Source organism: Diaphorobacter caeni (assembly GCF_015354245.1).
Lineage (GTDB): Bacteria > Pseudomonadota > Gammaproteobacteria > Burkholderiales > Burkholderiaceae_C > Diaphorobacter_A > Diaphorobacter_A caeni.
In genome coordinates, this window is the sequence record NZ_JADKYZ010000003.1 from 400,736 (window position 1) to 421,800 (window position 21,065).

17 protein-coding genes are annotated in these 21,065 nt (G+C 64.5%); 8 read left to right on the plus strand and 9 right to left on the minus strand.

Annotated features, from left to right (window positions below; all coding sequences use genetic code 11):
* Positions 1 to 5: 5 nt before the first annotated feature.
* The gene (gene egtD, locus ISG32_RS09530) at positions 6 to 1,052 is read right to left on the minus strand and encodes an L-histidine N(alpha)-methyltransferase (RefSeq protein WP_194770773.1); all 1,047 of its coding nucleotides are present in this window, start codon (positions 1,050 to 1,052) and stop codon (positions 6 to 8) included.
* Positions 1,053 to 1,252: 200 nt separating this feature from the next.
* On the opposite strand from egtD, the gene ISG32_RS09535 reads away from it, so the two are divergent.
* From ISG32_RS09535 to ISG32_RS09570, 8 genes are read left to right on the plus strand one after another with little or no spacing between them, the layout of a single operon-like run.
* A complete protein-coding gene (locus ISG32_RS09535) occupies positions 1,253 to 1,642 on the plus strand; it encodes a hypothetical protein (protein WP_194770774.1) in 390 nt (129 codons plus the stop codon).
* A gap of 23 nt (positions 1,643 to 1,665) precedes the next feature.
* Positions 1,666 to 2,514, plus strand: coding sequence for an alpha/beta fold hydrolase (locus ISG32_RS09540; RefSeq protein ID WP_194770775.1), 849 nt, complete (start codon positions 1,666 to 1,668; stop codon positions 2,512 to 2,514).
* A 44-nt stretch (positions 2,515 to 2,558) separates the two neighbouring features.
* Entirely contained in the window at positions 2,559 to 3,713 is a 1,155-nt protein-coding gene (locus ISG32_RS09545; protein WP_194770776.1) for an ABC transporter substrate-binding protein, read from the plus strand.
* Between the two features lie 29 nt (positions 3,714 to 3,742).
* A complete protein-coding gene (locus tag ISG32_RS09550) occupies positions 3,743 to 4,612 on the plus strand; it encodes a branched-chain amino acid ABC transporter permease (RefSeq protein WP_194770777.1) in 870 nt (289 codons plus the stop codon).
* A gap of 4 nt (positions 4,613 to 4,616) precedes the next feature.
* On the plus strand, positions 4,617 to 5,636 hold the full coding sequence (locus tag ISG32_RS09555) for a branched-chain amino acid ABC transporter permease (RefSeq protein WP_194770778.1): 1,020 nt from the start codon (positions 4,617 to 4,619) through the stop codon (positions 5,634 to 5,636).
* Entirely contained in the window at positions 5,636 to 6,442 is an 807-nt protein-coding gene (locus tag ISG32_RS09560; protein ID WP_194770779.1) for an ABC transporter ATP-binding protein, read from the plus strand. Before ISG32_RS09555 ends, ISG32_RS09560 begins: the two co-directional genes overlap by 1 nt.
* Complete coding sequence (locus ISG32_RS09565; protein WP_194770780.1) at positions 6,429 to 7,142, plus strand: ABC transporter ATP-binding protein; 714 nt, start codon at positions 6,429 to 6,431, stop codon at positions 7,140 to 7,142. Before ISG32_RS09560 ends, ISG32_RS09565 begins: the two co-directional genes overlap by 14 nt.
* A gap of 17 nt (positions 7,143 to 7,159) precedes the next feature.
* Complete coding sequence (locus ISG32_RS09570) at positions 7,160 to 8,188, plus strand: amidohydrolase family protein (RefSeq protein WP_194770781.1); 1,029 nt, start codon at positions 7,160 to 7,162, stop codon at positions 8,186 to 8,188.
* Positions 8,189 to 8,351: 163 nt separating this feature from the next.
* Here ISG32_RS09570 and ISG32_RS09575 read toward each other — a convergent pair whose 3' ends face one another.
* The 8 genes from ISG32_RS09575 to ISG32_RS09610 form a co-directional block, all read right to left on the minus strand.
* Entirely contained in the window at positions 8,352 to 8,969 is a 618-nt protein-coding gene (locus tag ISG32_RS09575) for an OmpW/AlkL family protein (RefSeq protein WP_194770782.1), read from the minus strand.
* 167 nt (positions 8,970 to 9,136) lie between these two features.
* Positions 9,137 to 10,147: a DUF808 domain-containing protein gene (locus ISG32_RS09580; protein ID WP_194770783.1), complete on the minus strand. Its 1,011-nt coding sequence runs from the start codon at positions 10,145 to 10,147 to the stop codon at positions 9,137 to 9,139.
* A gap of 141 nt (positions 10,148 to 10,288) precedes the next feature.
* Positions 10,289 to 14,284: a phosphoribosylformylglycinamidine synthase gene (gene purL / locus ISG32_RS09585; protein ID WP_194770784.1), complete on the minus strand. Its 3,996-nt coding sequence runs from the start codon at positions 14,282 to 14,284 to the stop codon at positions 10,289 to 10,291.
* Between the two features lie 132 nt (positions 14,285 to 14,416).
* Positions 14,417 to 14,830 carry an ExbD/TolR family protein gene (locus ISG32_RS09590; protein ID WP_194770785.1) on the minus strand — a complete coding sequence of 138 codons (414 nt, stop codon included), beginning with the start codon at positions 14,828 to 14,830 and terminating at the stop codon, positions 14,417 to 14,419.
* On the minus strand, positions 14,830 to 15,531 hold the full coding sequence (locus tag ISG32_RS09595) for a MotA/TolQ/ExbB proton channel family protein (protein WP_194770786.1): 702 nt from the start codon (positions 15,529 to 15,531) through the stop codon (positions 14,830 to 14,832). The genes ISG32_RS09590 and ISG32_RS09595 overlap by 1 nt, the downstream gene beginning before the upstream one ends.
* Positions 15,532 to 15,562: 31 nt before the next feature.
* Positions 15,563 to 16,363, minus strand: a complete 801-nt coding sequence (locus ISG32_RS27530; RefSeq protein WP_228529694.1) for an energy transducer TonB — start codon at positions 16,361 to 16,363, stop codon at positions 15,563 to 15,565.
* Positions 16,360 to 18,171 carry a phytase gene (locus ISG32_RS09605; protein WP_228529695.1) on the minus strand — a complete coding sequence of 604 codons (1,812 nt, stop codon included), beginning with the start codon at positions 18,169 to 18,171 and terminating at the stop codon, positions 16,360 to 16,362. The genes ISG32_RS27530 and ISG32_RS09605 overlap by 4 nt, the downstream gene beginning before the upstream one ends.
* Before the next feature lie 197 nt (positions 18,172 to 18,368).
* The gene (locus ISG32_RS09610) at positions 18,369 to 20,876 is read right to left on the minus strand and encodes a TonB-dependent receptor (protein ID WP_194770787.1); all 2,508 of its coding nucleotides are present in this window, start codon (positions 20,874 to 20,876) and stop codon (positions 18,369 to 18,371) included.
* Between the last annotated feature and the right edge of the window lie 189 nt (positions 20,877 to 21,065).

A 21,065-nucleotide genomic window follows, 5' to 3' on the forward strand; every position in this document is an offset into this window, starting at 1 on the left:
CAGGCTCACTGCTTCGCATGGATCAGCGCAAACCAGCCCTGCTCGTCGGTCCAGCTGCGATGCTCTCGAAAGCCCGCGAGCGTGAGCAACGATGCGAAGTTCTCCAGCGAGTGCTTGTAGCTGTTCTCGGTGTGGATGCGGTCGCCCGCCGCGAAATCGCGTCCGCCGCCAGGCCAGCGCACGCGCTGCGCGGTCTGCGCGACGAGGTGCATTTCCACGCGTGAATGGGTGGCGTCGAAGAACGCGCGGTGCCGCCAGCCATCCGGATCGAAGTCGCTGCCGATGCGCCGGTTCAGATGCACGAGCGCGTTGCGGTTGAACGCGGCCGTCACGCCGCCCGCGTCGTCATAGGCCGCCTGCAGCACATGCACCGGCTTGGGCAGGTCAATGCCGATCAGGAGGCTTCCGCCCTCTTGCGGCGAACCCGAGAGCTGCCGCATCCGCGTGAGAAGCTGCACCGCCTGCGCGGGCACGAAATTGCCGATGGATGAGCCGGGATAGAACACCAGCCGCCGCTCACGCGGCACGTCGCGCGGCAGGCGCACGGGCTGAGTGATGTCGGCCGCCACGGCGCGTGCGCGCAGCCACGGCATGTCGGCGCGCAGGCGACGCACGGCGTCCTGCAGATGCTCGGACGAGATGTCGATGCCGACGAACTCGCGCGCCGCGATCAACTGACACAGGCCGCGTGCCTTCTCGCAGTTGCCCGCGCCAGGCTCGATCACCACCGCACCCGCACCGATCGATTGCGTGATCGCTTCGCCATGGCGCTGAACGATGGAGCGCTCGACCCGCGTGAGGTAGTACTCGGGCAGGCGCGTGATCTGCTCGAACAGCTCGGAGCCTCGCTCGTCGTAGAAATAGGTGGGAGAGATGACAGGCTTGGCGCGCATCAGCCCCTCGGTGATCGAGCGGGCCTCGGCGAGCGCGGCGTCATGTGCCGCGCGCGTCCACTGCGACCGGCCCACATCCCGAGCGACGGAGCCGAAGAGGCCGGCAGCGTCATCGAAGTCGCCCTGCGTGCCGGGCGAAGAGCGCGAGTTCAAGGACATGACCCAAGCGTAGGAGAACGACACCGCGCCCCTCGCCGTCCTCAGCGCAGTTCCCGCGTAGGAATCAGCCGACACAGACGGGCACCACCCGCATCACACCCCAGTGAAAACCCTAGGAGCCAAATCCGCCGCTGGCACTATCATCACTTTAGAACCAATGTTCTGCAGAACAGAACAAATAGAACCAAGGAGCCTGCGCAATGAGCCATGAATCCCTGCTGCGGACATTCGAGTCCATTCCGGCCCACGTGAATCAGGACGCACATCTGATTCACCGAGGTCGTTTCATGAACGCACTGATTCGGATTTCGGTGGGAGAAACCGCGTATCTGATGAATATCCAGCAAGGCCGCATCGCGGATCTGAGCCAGAAAATGCCGCTGTTTCAAACCGCGGATCTGGTGATTTCTGCCGGCGATGAGGCCTGGAGCGCGCTCTGGGAGAAATTCCCCAAGGCGGGCTGGCATGACCTGTTCGCGCTGCACAAGCGCGGCGCGATGCGCATCGAGGGCACGTCGCACCTGTTTTTCGCCCATCTCCAATACCTCAAGGATGTTCTGAATATCCCCCGCCGGTATCACGGCGAATGAAACGGGAGCCGCAATTGAAGAATATGCACGGATCCATCGAACCCATCACCGGGAAATATGTGCACGTCGATATCCTGGGTGAAACCTGTCGCGTGTATTTCGAGGAAAACGGCCAGGGCATTCCGCTTCTGTGCCTGCACACCGCCGGGGCCGACGCGCGCCAGTTCCGGCATCTGCTGTGCGACGAGGAAATCACCCGCCGATACCGTGTGATCGCCTTCGACATGCCATGGCATGGCAAGTCCTACCCACCGGTCGGCTTCCAGAACCACGACTACGAACTGACCACCGAACGCTATGTGCAGACCATTCGCGCGGTCTGCTCGGCGCTCGGGCTCGACAAGCCGGTGGTCATGGGCTGCTCCATCGGCGGGCGCATCGTGCTGCAGCTGGCCCATGCCCACGGCGCCGAATTCAAGGCATTGATCGGGCTTGAAGGCGCGGATTTTCAGAACCCCTGGTACGACACGAGCTGGCTGAATCGCCCCGACGTGCATGGCGGTGAAGTCTGCGCGGCGCTGGTATCCGGACTGGTCGCGCCCCAAAGCCCCGATGAATATCGCCACGAAACGCTCTGGCAATACAAGCAAGGCGGGCCCGGCATATTCAAGGGCGATCTGTATTTCTACCGCGTCGATTCTGATCTGCGCGGAAAACTCGGCGGAATCAACACCGCCGAAACGCCGCTGTATCTGCTGACCGGCGAATATGACTTTTCCTGCAGCCCCGAAGACACGATCCGCACCGCGCAAAGCATTCCCGGCGCCAAGGTCACGGTGATGGAACAGGTCGGGCATTTTCCGATGAGCGAAAACCCGGCGCAATTTCGCCCCTACATCCTGCCGGTGCTCAACGAGATCGCCGAGCGCTGAACCGATATTCGATTGCCCTTTTACACCCACACAAGGAGAACCTCATGAAGAAGATACTCGCCGTTTCGCTGATGTGCCTGGCAGGCACTGCGTTCGCACAGGAAGAACTCAAGGTCGGTGCCATCGTCACCCTGTCGGGAGCGGGAGCCGCCTGGGGCCAGGCCATGCTCTACGCCACGGAACTCGCGGCCGATGACGTGAACGCCAAGGGCGGCCTCGACGTGGGCGGCAAAAAGTACAAGGTCAAGGTCGTTCCGTATGACGACAAGTACCAGGCGGGCGAGGCGGTGACGGCCGCCAACCGTCTGGTGTTCGAGGACAAGGTCAAGTTCATCATTGGCCCCGTGGGCTCTGCGGGCGCGCTGGCGGTGACGCCCATCGTCGACAAGAACAAGGTCGTGATGCTGACGCTCGGCTTCACCGACAAGGCGCTCGGCAAGGACAAGCCGTTCAACTTCCGCCCCAACCTGACGACGATGGAGACCTCGCAGCCGCAGATCAACTGGATCGTGAAGGCCAAGGGCGTCAAGAAGGTCGGCGGTCTGTTCCCGAACGACGAGACCGGCCAGCAGATCGCGCAGGATCTGGAGAAGGCCTACAGCAAGGCCGGCGCGCAACTCAACGCCAAGGAATTCTTCGAGCGCGAGCGCGTGGACATGATGCCCCTGCTCACCCGCCTGATGGCCAAGGGCGTGGACGCCATCGAGCTCGACGGCAACGCTCCCGGCACGGCCGGTCTGATCGTCAAGCAGGCGCGCGAGCTGGGTTTCAAGGGCGTGATCATCCGCAGCGGCGGCCCGGCCACGCCCGAGATCGTCAACGTCGCGGGCGCTGGCGCCACCAACGGCATGCTGGTGAACACGCCGATCAATCCCGGCAATGCGGAGGTGAAGGCCTATTCCGACCGCTACTTCGCCAAGTACAAGAAGCGCATGAACGGCTTCAGCCCCGCGTTCTACGACGGCACGCACATGCTGTTCCAGGCGATGGCCGCAGCGGGCACCACGACCGACACCGACAAGGTGCGCGTGGCGCTCGAGAACATCAAGGACTTCAAGGGCATTCTGGGCACGCTGAACTGGACCGGTGCCGAGGTCTACGGCGCCGCGCACCAGATCAGCGCACCGTTCTACATCGCTCGCGTGCAGGACGGCCAGGAAGTGATCGAGGCCACCTGCTCGCTCACCGAATGCAAGTGACAACACACGCGTGAATCGGGGATACCGCCGTGGACTTTACTTTTCTGATCGGTCAGGCGCTGACCAATGGCCTCATCATCGGCTTGCTCTACCTGCTGATGGCCATTGGCTTCACGCTGGTCTTTGGTGTGATGCGCGTCGTGAACTTCGCGCATGGCGAGTTCTACATGCTGGGCGCGTTCTCGGCCTACGTGTTCGTCACCAAACTGGCGCTGCCCTTTCTCGCGGCGGTGCTCGCGACCTTCGTGCTCACGCTCATCCTCGGCTGGCTGATCGAGGTGCTCGTGATGAAGGGCTTTCGCGGTGACGAGCTCAACGGCATGATCGCCACCATCGGCCTCGCGATGATCCTGCAGAACGGCGCGCTGATGGTCTTCGGCCCCGATCCCCAATCCATGCCCGCCGTGGCCGAGGGCGTGCTCGCGCTCGGCCCGGTGATGGTTCCGATGTCGCGCCTCTACGTGGTGGCGTTCTCCATCGTCGTGCTGATCGTGCTCTACGTCTTTCTCATGCACAGCAAGGGCGGCCGCGCGCTGCGCGCCGTGGTGCAGGACATCGAGATCGCCAACGCCCAGGGCATCCGCTCGCAGCTCATGTATCCGCTCGGTTTCGGCATCGGCGTGGCGCTCGCGGCCATCGCGGGCGCGCTGATGGCGCCGGTGTTCTCGGTGTCGCCAAGCATCGGCTCGACGCCGCTGCTCAAGGCCTTCATCGTGGTGATTCTCGGCGGTCTCGGCAGCATTCCCGGCGCGGCGCTCGCGGCCCTGCTGCTCGGCGTGTTCGAGAGCGTGGCCAACACCTTCATGTCCAGCAGCTTCTCGGACATGCTGCTCTTCGGCTTCGTGATCCTGATGCTGATCTTCCGCCCGGCGGGTCTGCTCGGAAAGGCGGGGCGCTGACACCATGAACGCTTCTCACCAACCTCTCTCCCGCAACGAAAGCCAAGGCGTGTCCGCAACGACGTCATCTCCCACCACGAGCACCACCAAGGGCGGGCGCTGGTCGATCTGGATTCCCGGTCTGCTGGCGCTCTTCGCCCTGCCCCTGCTGCTCGCGGGCAATCCGTTCTACATCCATCTGGCGGTGCTCATCTGCCTGAACATCATCTTCGTGAACGGCCTCGCGCTGATCAACCGCACGGGACAGCTCTCGTTCTGCCACGCGGCGTTCATGGGCATGGGCGCGTTCGTCGCGGTGATCTGCACCACCCGCCTACACACGCCGTTCTTCGTCTCGGTGGCGGCGGGCGTGGTCGCCTCCATGGTCATCGCCTTTCTGCTCGGCGCGGTGATTCTGCGACTGCAGGGCGTGTACTTCGTGCTCGTGACCTTCTGCTTCGGCGAGCTGTTCCGGCTCGTGCTGCTCGAAGGCGGCGACCTCACCGGCGGCGCCAACGGCATCGCCAACATTCCACCCGCCAGCCTGCTTGGCTTCACGTTCGACTCCAAACTCGCGTTCTATGGCCTCGCGGCGGTCTGCGCGTTTCTCTCCATCGTTCTGCTGATATCGCTGTTCAAGACGCCCAAGGGCAACTCGCTCGACGCCGTGGGCGACAACCCCGACCTCGCCGAGGCCAGCGGCATCAGCATCCAGGGCTCGCAGATGTTCGCCTTCGTGCTCGGCAGCGCCTTCGCGGGATTTGCGGGCGCGCTGCTCGCGCACTACCTCGGCTTCGTCTCGCCCGAGTCGTTCAACCAGCACATCTCGGTAGCGGCCATCATCATGCTGGTGATAGGCGGACGCGGCTCGGTGCTTGGCCCGATTCTCGGCGCGCTGATCATGACGCCCCTGCCCGAGCTGTTCCGCAGCGCCATCGAGACGCAGAACATCATGTACGGCATCACGCTGATCCTCGTGCTCAAGTTCCTGCCGATGGGTCTGGTCGGCATCGGCGCCAAGCTGTTCGGCAAGGGAGGCAAGTGATGACGACGACATCAAAAACAGGCAACGCGAACACGCTGCTCAAGGTCGACGGCCTGTCCAAGACCTTCGGAGGCCTCGCCGCCGTGCGTGATCTGAGCTTCGAGCTCACGGAAGGCGAGATCGTCGGCCTGATCGGACCGAACGGCGCCGGCAAGAGCACCGCGTTCAACATGATCAGCGGATCGCTCGCGCCCACCGCCGGAACCATCGTCTTCGCGGGCGAGAACATCACCGGCAGGAAGCCCAGCCACGTGGTCAAGCACGGCCTCGCGCGCACCTTTCAATCGGCGACGGTCTATCCGAAATCCACGGTCTACGAGAACGTCCAGCGCGGCGCGCTCTGCCATTTCGGCGTCCCCGTGTGGGCGCAGATCGTGCAGACGGGCGCCTACAAGGAGGCCCTGCGGCGCACGCGCGAGCAGGTGGACAAAGTGCTCGAGATCACCGGTCTGGCCCCCTATCGCGACGAGATCGCGGGCGAGCTGGCCTACGGGCACCAAAAGCGCATCGGCGTGGCCATCGGTCTCGCGACCAGCCCGCGCCTCCTGCTGCTCGACGAACCCGCCGCGGGCCTGAACCCCGAGGAATGCGCCGAATTCGGCCGACTGTTGAAGACATTGCGCGACGAGCACCGCATTTCGCTGCTGTTCGTCGAGCACCACATGGCGTTGGTGATGGGAACCTGCGAAAAGATCATCGTTCTCGTGCAGGGACAAAAGATCGCGCAAGGCACGGCGGAAGAAATCCGCAACCACCCTGCCGTGATCGAAGCCTATCTGGGAGTGGATGAAGATGCGCACGCTTGAGGTCAAGGACATCGTCGTCCACTACGGACTCGTCGAGGCGCTGCACGGCGTGAGTTTCCAGATCGACGCTGGCAAGATCGTTGCGCTCGTGGGCTCCAACGGCGCGGGGAAAAGCACCACGCTCAAGGCGCTGATGGGGCTGAAGAAGCTCACTTCGGGCTCCTTGACGCTGGACGGCAAGCGCATCGACGCCACGAATTCCGCCGAGCGCGTGGGCATGGGCATCGCGCTCTCGCCCGAGGGTCGGCGACTCTTTCCGCGCATGTCCGTCTGGGAAAACCTGATGGTCGGCGCGCACACGGTGAGCTCGTCGCAGCAGCGCAACGAATCGCTCGAGCGCGTCTACGCGCTGTTCCCGCGCGTGAAGGAGCGCCGCGAGCAGATGGCGGGATCGCTCTCGGGCGGTGAACAGCAGATGGTCGCCATCGGCCGCGCGATGATGTCCAATCCGCAGATCCTGATGCTGGACGAGCCCTCGCTCGGCATCGCGCCCAAGATCGTCTCGGAGATCGCGCAGGCCATCAAGCGGCTCAACCAGGAGACCGGCGTCTCGGTGATTCTGGTCGAGCAGAACGCGCGTCTGGCGCTCAAGATGGCCGACGACGCCTATGTGTTCGAGCAAGGTCTCGTGATCCGCGCAGGCTCGGGACAGGAACTGCTGAACGACCCGTTCGTGCAGAAGGCCTTCCTCGGCATCTGACACATGAAGAAGCATCCATGAGCAGCAGCACCCTTCCCATCATCCCCCGCGCCGAGGTGCGCCCCGACTGGCTCGTGCAGTACACCGAGGCCGCGCTCGAACCCGATCTGCCCATCATCGATCCGCACCACCATCTGGCCGACACCAACTGGGGCGGCTATATGGCGGACGATCTGCTGGCCGATCTGGGTTCCGGCCACTGCATTGAATCCACGGTTTTCATCCAGGTCGACTTTTCGTATCGCGAAGACGGGCCCGAGGCGCTCAGACCCGTGGGCGAGACCGAGCGCGTGGTGCAGATCGCCAAGCAAGCCAACACGCAGCAGTCACGCACGCACATCTGCGCGGGCATCGTCGGCTTTGCGGAGTTGTCGCTGGGCGCGGCGGTCGAGGAGGTGCTGAGCGCGCAGATGCAGGCGGGCGAAGGTCGCTTTCGCGGCATCCGCTGCCACGCCGCAGCGCACGAGAAATTCCAGTACGGCGTGATGCACTCGCCGCCCCTGCATGTCTACCTGAATCCGCAGTTCCGCGAAGGCTTCGCCAAGCTCGCGCAGTTCGGTCTCAGCTTCGACTCCTGGGCCTATCACACGCAGCTCGGCGAGCTCACCGATCTGGCCAAGGCCTTCCCCGACACGCCCATCGTGATCGACCACATCGGCGTGCCGCTCGGCGTTGGGCCGTACACGGGGCAACGCGGCGCGGTGTTCGCGGAATGGAAAAAGCAGCTGCAGCGCATCGCCCAGTTGCCCAACGTGAGCATCAAGCTCGGCGGCCTCGGCATGAGCGTGTTCGGCTTTCCGTTCCACAAGCAGCCACGTCCGCCCACCTCGCTCGAACTGGCCGACGCGTGGCGGCCCTACATCCTCACCTGCATCGAGCTGTTCGGTCCCAGCCGCTGCATGTTCGAGAGCAATTTCCCCGTGGACAAGGGCAGCTGCAGCTATGCCGTGCTGTGGAACGCGTTCAAGCACATCACATCGGGCATGAGCGGCGATGAAAAGCGCGCGCTCTATCACGACACCGCCCAGCGCTTCTACCGAATCTGACGTTGTCAGCACGCTCGGGGACAAAAAAATACCGGCTCTCGCAACGAGAGCCGGTATTCCATTTTTCCCACCATGAATTTTCAGTTTCCGTCCAAGGGCACCCCTTGAACGGAGCCGCGCGGCCCAATGCCACGCAGTTTGGAGTGCCTTGTGGGCAGCGCCGTCAGAAGCGGTAACCCACGCCCACGCCGACCAGCAGCGGATCGACCTTGAACGAACCCACCTTGTTGCCAGCCGAGTAGACGTCGGTGCCGATGTAGACCTTCTTCACGTCGAAGTTGATCGACCAGTTCTTGTCGATGGCATAGTCAAAACCGACCTGCAGGGCACCGCCCCAGCTGTTCTTCTTGATGGAAGGCGACAGCGCGGCATCGACGGCCGGGTCGAACTTCACGCTCGAGAAGCGGGTGTAGTTGATGCCGGCGCCGACGTAGGGCTTGAACGCGCCCATGCCGGTGAAGTGGTACTGGCCCAGCAGTGTGGGTGGCAGGTGCTTGAGCGAACCGATCTTGGCGCCACCGGCACGCAGGTCGTGCTTCTGTGGGTAGGTCAGGATCAGTTCGGCCGCGAAGTTGGGCGTGAAGAAGTAGGAAACGTCAACTTCAGGGATCCACTTGTTGTTGATCGACAGGTCGAGGCCGGTGGTGTCGTGGTTGCGGCTGTCCAGATGCACTGCACGCACGCGCACCATGAAAGGACCGACGGCGTCTGCCGATTGAGCGACTGCCGCACCGGAAGTGAATGCGCTGACTGCTGCGATGGCCAACAGGGTTTTCTTCATCTTGGTTACCTCGGGTTGTGATAGAAACAATTTGTATGCATTCTATTGAACCAATTTCACTACCCGGTCGTTTTGCTCCAAATCAAGACAGCACGGGCAAACCCTAGGAAAACCTTACTTATTTTGTGGGCGCCCCAAAGTGTTGCGAAAAGGTAACGCGCCGCGACTCAATGAGCGGGCTTGCCTCTGATTGCACCCCAGATGTGCACGCAAGCCACCACCGCCGCTCCTATCAGCGCACCAACACCCGCATGCACCAGCAGCGGCAGCACGGTGGCGACCACGGTGCCGGCACCCGTCACCATGACATGCAGCCAGTGCTCAATGAACGGAATGCCGTGCACCAGCAGGCTGCCGCCCACGAGGAACATGGCGGCCGTGCCGACGATGGACAGGCCGCGCATCAGCCACGGCGTGCTCGCGATCAGGCCGCGACCGACGGCGCGCGCGACGCTGCTGCTCTTGGCCTTGAGCCATTCGCCCACGTCGTCCATGCGTACGATGCCCGCGACGAGTCCGTAGACGAAGATGGTGATGGCGAGCGCCACGGCGATCAGCACCAGCGCCTGTTCCCAGATCGGCTTGGTGGAGACCGTGCCGAGCGCAATCGCCATGATTTCTGCGGAGAGGATGAAGTCGGTGCGGATCGCGCCCTTGATCTTGTCCTTCTCGTAATCGACGGGCGCCTTGGCCGTGTCCTTGGCGGCGCGCACGGACGACGGCGCGACGCCCTCCTTTTCCGCCTCCACGAACTCGGCGGTGATCGCTGCAGGCTCCTGCTTGCCGTGCTTGTGGAACAGACTCAGGATCTTCTCCACGCCCTCGAAGCACAGGAACGCGCCGCCCACCATCAGGAGCGGAGTGATCAGCCACGGCGCGAAGGCGCTGATCAGCAGCGCTGCGGGCACGAGGATGAACTTGTTCCACAGCGAGCCCTTGGCCACGGCCCAGACGACGGGCAGCTCACGGTTGGCTTTGACGCCCGTGACCTTCTCGGCGTTGAGCGCCAGATCGTCCCCGAGCACGCCGGCCGTCTTCTGCATGGCCACCTTGGTCATGGTCGCCACATCGTCCACCGCCGCCGTGCTCTTGCCCGCCGCCACCTTGGACATCACCGCGATATCGTCGAGCAATGCTGTGATGTCGTCCAGCAACATCAGAAGTCCGCCACCTGCCATGTCTTGAGCTCCGTGAAATAGATGAATTGCGCCGTGCATGCAGGAGGCGCGTGCTTCCCGCGTGCACAAAAAAGCCGGGCATCGATCCCGGCTTTTTCCATGGAGAGGAATTTAGCGCTACTGGTCAGCAGCGCCGTGAAATCACCCCAGCCACTTTCGGGCATTGCGCCAGACGCGCATCCAGGGGCTGAACTGCGCCTTGTCGCCCGAAGTCCAGCTCATCTGGATATTGCGGAACACGCGCTCGGGGTGCGGCATCATCGCGGTAAAGCGGCCATCCGCCGTCGTCACGGCCGTGAGGCCGCCCGTGCTGCCGTTCGGGTTGAACGGATACTGCTCCGTCGCCACGCCCAGGTTGTCCACGTAACGCATCGCGCCGATCACCTTGTCGGCATCGCCGCGGTACTTGAAGTTCGCAAAGCCCTCGCCGTGCGCCACCGCAATCGGCAGGCGGCTGCCCGCCATGCCCTGCAGGAACAGGCTCGGCGATTCGAGCACTTCCACCATCGACAGGCGGGCCTCGAAGCGGTTGCTCTGGTTCTGCGTGAAGCGCGGCCAGTCCTGAGCGCCGGGGATGATGTCGGCCAGCTCGGCAAACATCTGGCAGCCGTTGCAGACGCCCAGACCAAAGGTATCGGCGCGGCCGAAGAACTGCTGGAACTCGGCCGACAGGCGATCATTGAACGTGATCGAACGCGCCCAGCCGATGCCCGCGCCCAGCGTGTCGCCGTAGCTGAAGCCGCCGCAGGCCACCACGCCCGCGAAGTCCTTGAGCTGCGCACGACCGGTCTGCAGATCGGTCATGTGCACGTCCACCGCCTCGAAGCCGGCTTCGGTGAAGGCGTAGGCCATCTCCACATGCGAGTTCACGCCCTGCTCGCGCAGCACGGCGACGCGTGGCTTGGCGAGGTTGAGGAACGGCGCGGCCACGTTGTCCTGCGGATCGAACGTGAGATGCACGTGCATGCCCGGATCGGCGGGCACGCCTGCGGCGGCGTGCTCGCTGTCGGCGCAGGCCGGATTGTCGCGCTGCTGGGTGATCTTCCAGCTCACGGCGTCCCAGACCTGATGCAGGTCGGAGAGCGTCGCGCCGAACACCTTCTTGGCATCGCGCCAGACCTGCAGCTCGCCCTTGCCGTCGTCGAGTTGGGACGACGCCGGACGGGTCTTGCCGACCACGTTCGAGCAGGTGGACAGGCCGTGCTCGCGCAGGATCTGCATGACCTCGGTGCGGTCGCTGGTGCGGATCTGGATGAGCGCGCCCAACTCTTCGTTGAACAGCGCGCGCAGCGTCATGTCTTCGCGGCGGCCGCTGATCTGGGCGCCCCAGTTCTTGCCTTCGCCGGAATCCATGCGGCTGTCGGAAATGCCGTCGCCTTCGGTGATCAGCATGTCCACGTTGAGCGCCACGCCCACATGGCCCGCGAACGCCATCTCGGCCGCAGTGGCCAGCAGGCCGCCGTCGCCCTTGTCGTGATAGGCCAGGATCAGGCCCTTGGCGCGCAGCGCGTTGACCGCGTCCACCATGGCGATCAGGTCCTTCGCGCTGTCCAGATCCGGCGTCTCGTTGCCGGACTGGTTGAGCACCTGGCCGAGAATCGAGCCGCCCATGCGCATCTTGCCGCGCGCGAGATCGATGAGCACCAGCGTGGTGTCGTCTTCTTCGGCATTGAGCTGCGGCGTGAGCGTGCCGCGCACGTCGTCGATCGACGCGAATCCGGTGATGATCAGGCTGACGGGCGACGTGACTTTCTTCACTTCGCCGTTTTCGCTCCACTGCGTGCGCATCGACAGCGAATCCTTGCCGACCGGAATCGACACGTTCAGCTCGGGGCACAGCTCCATGCCCACGGCCTTCACCGTGGCGTAGAGCGCCGCGTCTTCACCGGCCTCGCCGCAGGCCGCCATCCAGTTGGCCGACATCTTCACGCGGGACAGTTCAATCGGCGCAGCCAGCATGTTGGTAATGGCCTCGGCCACGGCCATGCGGCCCGACGCGGGAGCGTTGATCGCGGCGAGCGGCGTGCGCTCTCCCATCGCCATCGCTTCACCCTTGAAGCCCTTGAAATCGGCCAGCGTCACGGCCACATCGGCCACCGGCACTTGCCACGGGCCGACCATCTGGTCGCGGTGCGTGAGGCCTCCCACGGCGCGGTCGCCGATGGTGATGAGGAAGCGCTTGGACGCCACGGTCGGGTGCGCCATCACCTCGATCACGGCCTTTTCCAGCGGCACGCCGGTCAGGTCGATGGCGGGCAGCTCGCGTTCCACCGTCTTCACGTCACGGTGCATCTTGGGCGGCTTGCCGAGCAGCACGTCCATGGGCATGTCCACGGGCAGCTTCTGGTCACCCGAAGCCACCGCCGTGTCTTCCAGCACCAATTGGCGCTCTTCGGTCGCCACGCCGATCACCGCGAACGGGCAGCGCTCGCGTTCGCAGAACGCGGTGAACTGCGCCAGCGACTCGGGCGCAATCGCCATCACGTAGCGTTCCTGGCTTTCGTTGGACCAGATTTCCTTGGGGGCCAGGCCCGACTCCTCGAGCTTCACCGCGCGCAGATCGAAGCGCGCGCCGCGGCCCGCGTCGTTGGTCAGTTCGGGGAAGGCGTTGGAGATGCCGCCCGCGCCCACGTCATGGATCGCGAGAATCGGGTTGTTCGTGCCCTGCTCCCAGCAGTGGTTGATGACTTCCTGCGCACGGCGCTCGATCTCGGGGTTGCCGCGCTGCACCGAATCGAAGTCCAGCTCGGCCGCGTTCGTGCCGGTGGCCATCGAGCTGGCAGCGCCGCCGCCCATGCCGATGCGCATGCCGGGACCGCCCAGCTGGATCAGCAGCGTGCCGGCGGGGAACAGAATCTTCTTGACCTGCTCCGAGTCGATCACGCCGAGGCCGCCCGCGATCATGATGGGCTTGTGGTAGCCGCGCGTGATGTCGCCGACCTGCTGTTCGTATTCGCGGAAGTAGCCGGTCAGGTTGGGTCGGCCGAATTCGTTGTTGAACGCCGCGCCGCCGAGCGGCCCTTCGATCATGATCTGCAGCGGGCTCGCGATGTGCTCGGGCTTGCCCACTTCGCTGCCCCAGAGCTTGGAGACGGTGAAGCCCGTCAGGCCCGCCTTGGGCTTGGAGCCGCGGCCGGTAGCGCCCTCGTCGCGGATCTCACCGCCCGCGCCGGTCGATGCGCCGGGGAACGGCGAAATCGCGGTCGGGTGGTTGTGGGTCTCGACCTTCATCAGCACCTGATTGACGGCGCTGGACTTGGCATAGCTCGGGGCCGTGTCGGCGTCGAACTGCGCGACGAAGCGCTCGACTTCGTGGCCTTCCATGATGGAGGCGTTGTCGGCGTAGGCCACGATGGTGTGCTGGGGCGAGACGGCCTCGGTGTTGCGGATCATGCCGAACAGCGACTTGTCCTGATCCACGCCGTCGATGGTGAACTTGGCGTTGAAGATCTTGTGGCGGCAGTGCTCGGAATTGGCCTGCGCGAACATCATCAGTTCGACGTCGGTCGGGTTGCGCTTGAGGCCGTTGAAGGCACTCACGAGATAGTCGATCTCGTCATCGGCCAGCGCCAGACCCCATTGCTTGTTGGCTTTCTCGAGCGCCGAACGGCCACCGCCCAGCACGTCGACGAACTCCATGGGTTCGGCCTGCAGCGTGGAGAACAGCTTCTCGGCCTCGGCGCGTGTGGCAACGACCGACTCCGTCATGCGGTCGTGCAGCAGCGCGGCGATCTGGCCGGTCTGCTCGGGCGAGAGCTCGGGCGTGCCGCCCAGCAGACCGCTCTTGAGCGTGACGCGGTATTCGGTGATGCGCTCCACACGGAACACGTCGAGCCCGCAGTTGCGCGCGATGTCGGTCGCCTTGGAGGCCCACGGCGAGATCGTGCCCATGCGCGGCGTGACCACGAAGGCCGGACCGTCGACGGCGCCTTCGTAAGGATCACCATAGGTGAGCAGCGCCAGCAGTCGCTCGCGCAGCGCGAGTTCGGGCTCGCCCGCTGTGGCCACCAGATGCACGAAACGCGCGGCGACGCCGGTGATCTTGGGGTGAATGGCGACCAGATCGGTCAGAAGCTGTTGGGCGCGGAACGAGCTCAGGGCGTTTCCACCCTCAAACTGTGTCAAATGCAGGGTCACGTGGCGGCCTGTATGTGTGAAGGCTGGTGTATGACGCCCGGGCCCTCGCCTGATCCCAGACGTGGGCCCGAACGCAGAATCGGTGAGCCCGGCATTTTAACCGGCCAGCGAATGCCCCGAGGGTTTACACCATCACAAAGGCTTCGGAACCGAAACGAACCCGATCTTGGCCAGCCCTGCAGAGCTCGCCTCAGCCATCAACCCGGCGAGCACCGCATAGCGGGTGGACTCGTCCGCATAGAGGTGCAGCTCGGTACCGGGGGCCGAGCGACCCAACTCAACGAGACGCACCTTCAGCTCTTCGGGCGTGAGCGGTTTGCCGTCCCAGAAGGTCTGACCGGCCGCGTCAATGGACAGTGCCACCTTGTCGGCCGCCGTCACCGGCGCGCTGCTGGCGTGCGGCAGATCGAGCTTGACGGCATGGGTGATCAACGGCGCGGTCACCATGAAAATGACCAGCAACACCAGCATCACGTCGATCAGCGGCACCATGTTGATCTCGGCGGGCGGAACCTGCCCTGCCTCGCGCAATCGACCCATCGCCATCACACGCCTCCCGCTGCGGTCTGCACCGGCAGGCCGGTGGTCAGCACATGCAGCAGGTCATGCGCATGGCCGTCGAGACGGTTGAGCAGCACACGGTTGGCGCGGCTGAACGCGTTGTAGGCCAGCACGGCCGGAATGGCGACTGCCAAACCGAAACCGGTCATGACCAGCGCCTCACCCACCGGCCCGGCAATCTGCTCCAGCGACGCCCCTGCCCCGCCGCCAATGGCCGACAGCGCGTGGTACACCCCCCAGACCGTGCCGAACAGCCCCACGAACGGGGCCACTGCCGCCACGGAGGACAGCAGCGTGAGCCCGCCCTCAAGGCGGGTGGTTTCATGATCGATGCTGCGGCGCAACTGACGCGTGAGCCATTCGGCGGGCGTTCCCGCCTGAGCCAGCGTATGTGCCGAGAGCCCTTGGACACGGCCTTGGGCGCGCAGCGCATCACTTGCGAGCCGCGCCATCGGGTCACGCGGCGCGCTCTGGGTGAAACGGTGCGTCACCGCCGCGATGGAAGGCGCGGACCAGAATGCGGCCTCGCTCGCGTTGCCACGGCGAAAGTCGGACCACAGCTGCAGCGACTTGCCGACGATGTAGGTCCAAGACGCCAGCGACATGGCCAGCAGGATCAGCGCCAGCACGAGGCCGACCGTGTCGGTCTGCGCAAGAAAGTGACCGATGAAGTGATTTGAGTTCATGGAAAAAACAGGCCGACAGCCCTACGTATGTTTATTGCAATTGGAAGGAGATCGGCACGATGACGGTGCCCGCCACGGCCACGCCGCCTCGGCGCGCAGGTTCGAAGCGCCAGCGCTCGCGCACCGTGGTTTGCGCTGCGTGATCAAGACGCTGATGCCCGCTGCTCGCAGCCACCTCCACCGACTCGGGACGCCCATCGACACCGACCCGGACACGCAGACGCACCGTGCCCGATTCGCCGCGTACGCGCGCCGCGGGCGGATAGGCGGGCTCCGGATTGTTGAGATAAGCCGCGTCAAAACGTGCGGCGGTGACCTCGACAACCGGGGCAACCGGGGCAACCGGGGCAACCGGGGCGGGCGCGGCGGGCGCAGGTGAAGCCACAGGTTCAGAGACAGCGACCACGGGTTCCGCTGGCACGCTCTGCGGCATGACCTCCTGCACTTGTTCAGACGTGGTTGCGGACGTGGTTGCCGGCGTGGTTGCGGGATTCAGTGCGGCTGGTGGACTCGGTGCCGACACCGTCGACGGGCGCGGTGCAGCTCGAGTCTCAACACGTGCCTTGTGTGCAGGCGGAGGAATGGGCGAAGCGGGTGCGGGTACAGGCGGCGACGGTGACGGTGGCGGCTGAACAGGCGCCGGCACGGCAGCCGCAAGCCATTGCACCTTGAGCGCTTGCGGCGGCTCTTCGGGCTCGCTTTGGCTGACGGGCTGCGACGCCAGCCAGCCGAACAGCGCCACATGCACCGTCACTGCCGCCAGCGGCGCACACCATGCGCTCCGGTCGACTGATCGTGGCGTGTGCGTCGCCGTCATGCACATCAGGCTCATGGCAGATTCAGCGCGCGCGCCACGTCGCTCCATGGCACGAGCTTGAAATTCTGCGAGCCGTCGGGCAGACGCTTGTGGCCGTCCTGCACCACCAGCATGCCCGCGCCGTAGGGACCGCCCAGATTGGCCGAGGTCACGTCGAGCCCGTCGGTTTCCGACACCCCGTCGATGCCAAGTGGCGCGTTGATTCCGACGCGGAATGCGCCGCGAAGCCGGAACGGCGCCTCGGCATCCATCACCACAAAGCTGTCGTTGCCCTGGCTGGAGACGATCAGATAGCTGCCGCGACTGCCATGGTAAATGGCCATGCCTTCCACATCGGCATGCAGTTGGTCGCCCACCTTCAGCACCGGTTCAAGCGGCGTTGCTTGCGCTGCATCTGCGCGCGTCGTCCACACGCCCACATCCTCTTCGCCCACGAAGAGCTGGCCAGTGGAGTCATCCACCACGCAGCCTTCGGGCTGACTGCCAAGGCGCAGCGTGCGCAGCAGCCCGCCCTTCCATTTCACATCGTCGCGTGTGATGCGGTAGTGCTGGAGACGTCCGTCCTTGTCGTTCACGAAGGCTTCCAGACCTCCCGCGGGCGGCTGGTAAAGGCATACGCCGTAGATGTCCTTGAGATCGGTGGGCAGGCGCGCAGCCTCTTGCACCTTGCCGTCGCCGTCGATTTGATAAAGCACCAGGCTCAGGTCGTCTCGCTGTGTGGCAACCGCCAGATCAAAAGTCTCCGAACCGAAACGCACGCGCTGGCGCAGGTCGACATTGTTGAGCCGGCCCGACGCGAGGAACTGGCGCTCCTTGCCCTGCAAGTCATAGACCAACAGGCCTTGTTTCTTGTTGGTGCCAAGCACCAGCGAACGCGCGGGATCGCCTGGGTGCAACCAGATCGCCGGGTCGTCCGCCGCGTCACCCGCCGTCGCAACCGGTGCCGTTTGCGCGCTGGGCTGCACGCTGGGCAATGATCCAGGCCGGACAGAGGCAGAAGCGCGCCAGTGCTGCTGTGCGGCTTGCCACGGGCTGCCAGCCTTGTCCTTGCCATGCCAGACCAGCGTCAATTGTTCGCCATCGACGCGGCTGGCAAGCACCTCGGGATGCGCGGCAGCAGCCAGACGGCGGGTCCCGACGACCTTCCAGTCGTTGGTGCTGCCTCCCGATGGTGCGCGCGCCAGATGCACGCTGCGGCCATCGGCCGACAGGACCGCAGCGCCGCCCGGCAGCGCTGCGACGGCACCCGCTCCGAGCCCCAGTGGCCCATAAGGCTTGCGCAACAGCACCGGCTCACGCGATGGGATGCCTTCGCCGGCAATGGAATACGCCCATGCACCGAAATGCGGCTCCGCCACCAGCAGCATGCCCGAGAGATCGTCCACCTGGCACGACTTCACATCCGGAGGCAGCGCCAGTGAGCGGTACAACTGGGCCTTGCCATCGGCCAGCAGCCACTGCTCGGCATGACCATCCTTGCCGATCATGAACAGATGATCGAGTTGCAGGGCATCGCGATAGGCGCACATGGCCTCCACGCCGAACTGAGCGCCGCGCAGCGCAGGCTGCGCGGTCAACGTGCCCGCGAGCAGATCAATGTCTACCGGAATCGGGCTCTGCAAATTGGCGTCCAGCACCCAGGCCCGTGCCTTGCCGCCGCCGGGCGATCTGTCGATGCGCGCATCGAGCGCCGCGCCACGCACAGCCAATCGCGCGCGCTCGCGCCCCGCCTCATCGCGCAGCACCAGCGCACGCTTTTCCAGACTCAGCCAGTGATTCGGCAAAGCCACCAACGCGGTACTGGCGTTGAAGGTTGCGGGCATGGACTGCACCGCCCTGCTCTGTGCTCCAGCTGTCGCTGGCTTTGCGCCCATAAGTGCAGCAGCACCGAAGACAACCCCCACCAGCCCGAGGCGGCGCAAACCCATGCGCATGGCTCTGGCAGGTTGCTTGTTGAAGGCAATCAGCATCGTTCTCGAATCCACTTGTTGTTGTTCAGGTAAAAAAACAGGAATAGACATCACAGCGCGAATGACAGGCCCAGCTTGTAGATGGGGCCGTACTTTTCGTACTGCGCGTTGTAGGCCCGGCCTCCGGTGTAGGCGTAGTACTTGGAGTTGGTCAGATTGACGGCCTGGAAGATCACGCGCGTGTTCTTGTTCAGGCGATAGCCGAACGAGAAATCAACCTGCGTCTGGCTATCCACGTGGATGTCGTGGCGCGCGTCGCTGAGGCTTCCCGTTTCGAGCAGATAGGGACTCTTGTGGCTCACGGCCACGCGCGCCGACCACGGGCCGCTTTCGTACCCCAGCATCAGGTTGAGCGTGGTGTCCGACTGGCTTGGCAGCGAAATCGTGCGCGACACGGCCACGCCATCTTCATAGCCGCCGATGCGGGCCTTGGAACGGCTGAAGGTCGCGTTGGCACCGACCAGCAGGCCATTCCACGGCGCGGGCAGCGTGTCGCGAAAGCTCTGCGAGTAAGCCAGCTCCAGACCCTGAACATGGGCCTTGTCGCCGTTCGCATAGGTGGTGGCCTGATCGAAATCGGCCCAGCTTCCCGAGCCCGCGAGATTGGTCTGGTAGACGAAGTTCTTGATGTTCTTGCGGAACACGTAGGCCGAGACCACGCTGGCATAACCGAAGCGGTGCTCGACGCCCAGATCGAAGTTGCGCGAGGTCAGCGGTTTGAGGTCGGGGTTGCCGAACTCGGCCTCGTCGCCATCGATCACATAGTTCGGGGCGAGCTGTCCGAACGTGGGCCGCACCACCGATTGCGTGTAGGCCGCGCGCAGCGTGGTCGCATCCGACAGGTCGTAGCGCAGGTGCAGCGCGGGCAGCCAGTGGTGGTATTTGTTTTCTGCTGAAGTGGCAGAGAATTCGCCATTGTCCAGTCGCGATCCATGGGCCGAGAAGCGCGTGCCTTCATAGCGCAGACCGCCCAGCAGACGCAGCGGGCCGCTGGCCCAGGTGCCCTGCACATAGGCCGCATTGATCTTCTCGCGCATGTGGAAATCGGCGACGCGTGAGGCCTCTTCGTCGTAGTAGTCGTCGGCGTTCAGACCATCGAGCAGACCGTTCAGGCGCCCCGTGGATACGCCGGGACCGAAGGAGCCCAGCCCATGCGACACATTGCCGCCACTCAGCGCCGCGAGCGAGAGCTGATCGTCCGAAACGCCCGCCTTGTCGAGCTTCTTGTAGGTCCAGGCTTCGAGGTCGTTGGTCTTCTTGCGGCTGGCCATCTTGCCGCCGAACTTGAGCTCAAGCGTGTTCTTGTCGAACTTGAAATCGCGCGACAGATCGAGCTTGATGCTGTTGATCGTGTCGCGCGTGTCGCTGCGCTCGCGCTCCACCTTGTCCAGCGAATAAGCGCCCGGGTCATACATCGCGCTCGGGCCGCTGAGCACCGGGCGGCGCGAGTCGTCAAAGCCCACGCCGGAGAACGCATCGTTGCCGGTGAACTTGGCGCTGGCAATGCCCAGAGGGGACTTCTCGCCCGCGCGGCTGCCCGCCAGTGCCGCGCCCAGCTTCCAGTCGCCCAGCCGTTGCTCCGTACCGAGCACGGCCGAGAAGATCGACTGCGTTTCCTTGCGCGACTTGAGCGCGCGCCAGGTCTCCGCATCTCCGCGTTCGCCCGCAAGCTGTGCGTCGGCAAACTCGGCACCAAATGCCTGGCGGGTCTCGGTATCCGAGAAGCGGCTGGCGAGCGTGTGCAGAAAATACTGGGTCTCGGTGTCGGGACGGTAGTCCAGATTGAAGACACCACCGATGCGCTCGCGCTTGATGTCGTAGCGGCGCATTTCGCTCTCGCCCAGACGGGCTGCGCCGTCGCTGCCGCCGCTTTTTCCAAAGTCCCAGGCGCCGCCGGTTTCCACATTGTCCGAGCCGAAACGACGGCCCTCGTAGCTCAGACCCAGCGCGATGCCGAGCTTGCCATCAGGCCCCAGGCGATTGCTGTACGCACCCGAGATTTTGGGACTGGTCTTGCCCGCGTTGGAGTCATGGCCGGCCTCCATGTCGAGTGACATGAACTTGCCCGGATGATCGAAGCCGGTCAAGGTCTTGATCTCCACGGTGCCTCCAAGCGAGTTGGCGTCCTTGTCGGGAGTGAGTGTCTTTTGCAATTCGATGGAGCGCACCAGCGACGCGGGTACCACGTCCAGCGCCACGGCACGGCGGTCGCTGTCGGGCGACGGAGTTTGCGCGCCATTGATGGTGACGGTGTTGTAGTCGGGGCCGAGGCCACGGATACGCACATAGCGCCCCTCACCCTGATCGCGCTCGATGGAAACACCGGGCACGCGCTGCAATGCTTCGGCGGCGTTGTCGTCCGGCAGCTTGCCGATATCGTCAGCCATGACGGCGCTGACGATGTGGTCGGCCGCCTGCTGCACGTCGAGCGCGTTGTCGAGGCTGGCGCTCTGGCCGGTGACCTGTACGGTCTCGAGCGTTGGTGCTTCCTGCGCATGTGCGAACGCGCTGGCCAGGCAACAGGCCAAGGCCGTCAGGCGCAAAGGGGTGCGGGGCATCGTGGGAATCCTTTGGTGAATGCGGATGGGGTGAGTGACGATTCGGACAGGCGCCGGCCCGTCTCGGTGGGCTCGAATGTCTCCGCGGCACATGGCAGTCCGGTGACACACCGGCCGCACAGGCTCCCGCAGCGGCCAGACACCCGACCATGTGAGCCGCATTGACTGCCCAGCACTTTTTGCGTGAGC

Bases quoted from the DNA above. Each gene is read 5' to 3' on its own strand.
- ISG32_RS09580 (WP_194770783.1), bottom strand. From the start codon at position 10,147: ATGGCAGGTGGCGGACTTCTGATGTTGCTGGACGACATCACAGCATTG.
- ISG32_RS09595 (WP_194770786.1), bottom strand. From the start codon at position 15,531: ATGAACTCAAATCACTTCATCGGTCACTTTCTTGCGCAGACCGACACG.
- ISG32_RS09565 (WP_194770780.1), top strand. From the start codon at position 6,429: ATGCGCACGCTTGAGGTCAAGGACATCGTCGTCCACTACGGACTCGTC.
- ISG32_RS09560 (WP_194770779.1), top strand. From the start codon at position 5,636: ATGACGACGACATCAAAAACAGGCAACGCGAACACGCTGCTCAAGGTC.
- ISG32_RS09555 (WP_194770778.1), top strand. From the start codon at position 4,617: ATGAACGCTTCTCACCAACCTCTCTCCCGCAACGAAAGCCAAGGCGTG.
- ISG32_RS09540 (WP_194770775.1), top strand. From the start codon at position 1,666: ATGCACGGATCCATCGAACCCATCACCGGGAAATATGTGCACGTCGAT.
- egtD (WP_194770773.1), bottom strand. From the start codon at position 1,052: ATGTCCTTGAACTCGCGCTCTTCGCCCGGCACGCAGGGCGACTTCGAT.
- ISG32_RS09575 (WP_194770782.1), bottom strand. From the start codon at position 8,969: ATGAAGAAAACCCTGTTGGCCATCGCAGCAGTCAGCGCATTCACTTCC.
- ISG32_RS09590 (WP_194770785.1), bottom strand. From the start codon at position 14,830: ATGGCGATGGGTCGATTGCGCGAGGCAGGGCAGGTTCCGCCCGCCGAG.
- ISG32_RS09535 (WP_194770774.1), top strand. From the start codon at position 1,253: ATGAGCCATGAATCCCTGCTGCGGACATTCGAGTCCATTCCGGCCCAC.
- ISG32_RS09610 (WP_194770787.1), bottom strand. From the start codon at position 20,876: ATGCCCCGCACCCCTTTGCGCCTGACGGCCTTGGCCTGTTGCCTGGCC.
- ISG32_RS09545 (WP_194770776.1), top strand. From the start codon at position 2,559: ATGAAGAAGATACTCGCCGTTTCGCTGATGTGCCTGGCAGGCACTGCG.
- ISG32_RS09605 (WP_228529695.1), bottom strand. From the start codon at position 18,171: ATGCCCGCAACCTTCAACGCCAGTACCGCGTTGGTGGCTTTGCCGAAT.
- ISG32_RS27530 (WP_228529694.1), bottom strand. From the start codon at position 16,363: ATGAGCCTGATGTGCATGACGGCGACGCACACGCCACGATCAGTCGAC.
- ISG32_RS09570 (WP_194770781.1), top strand. From the start codon at position 7,160: ATGAGCAGCAGCACCCTTCCCATCATCCCCCGCGCCGAGGTGCGCCCC.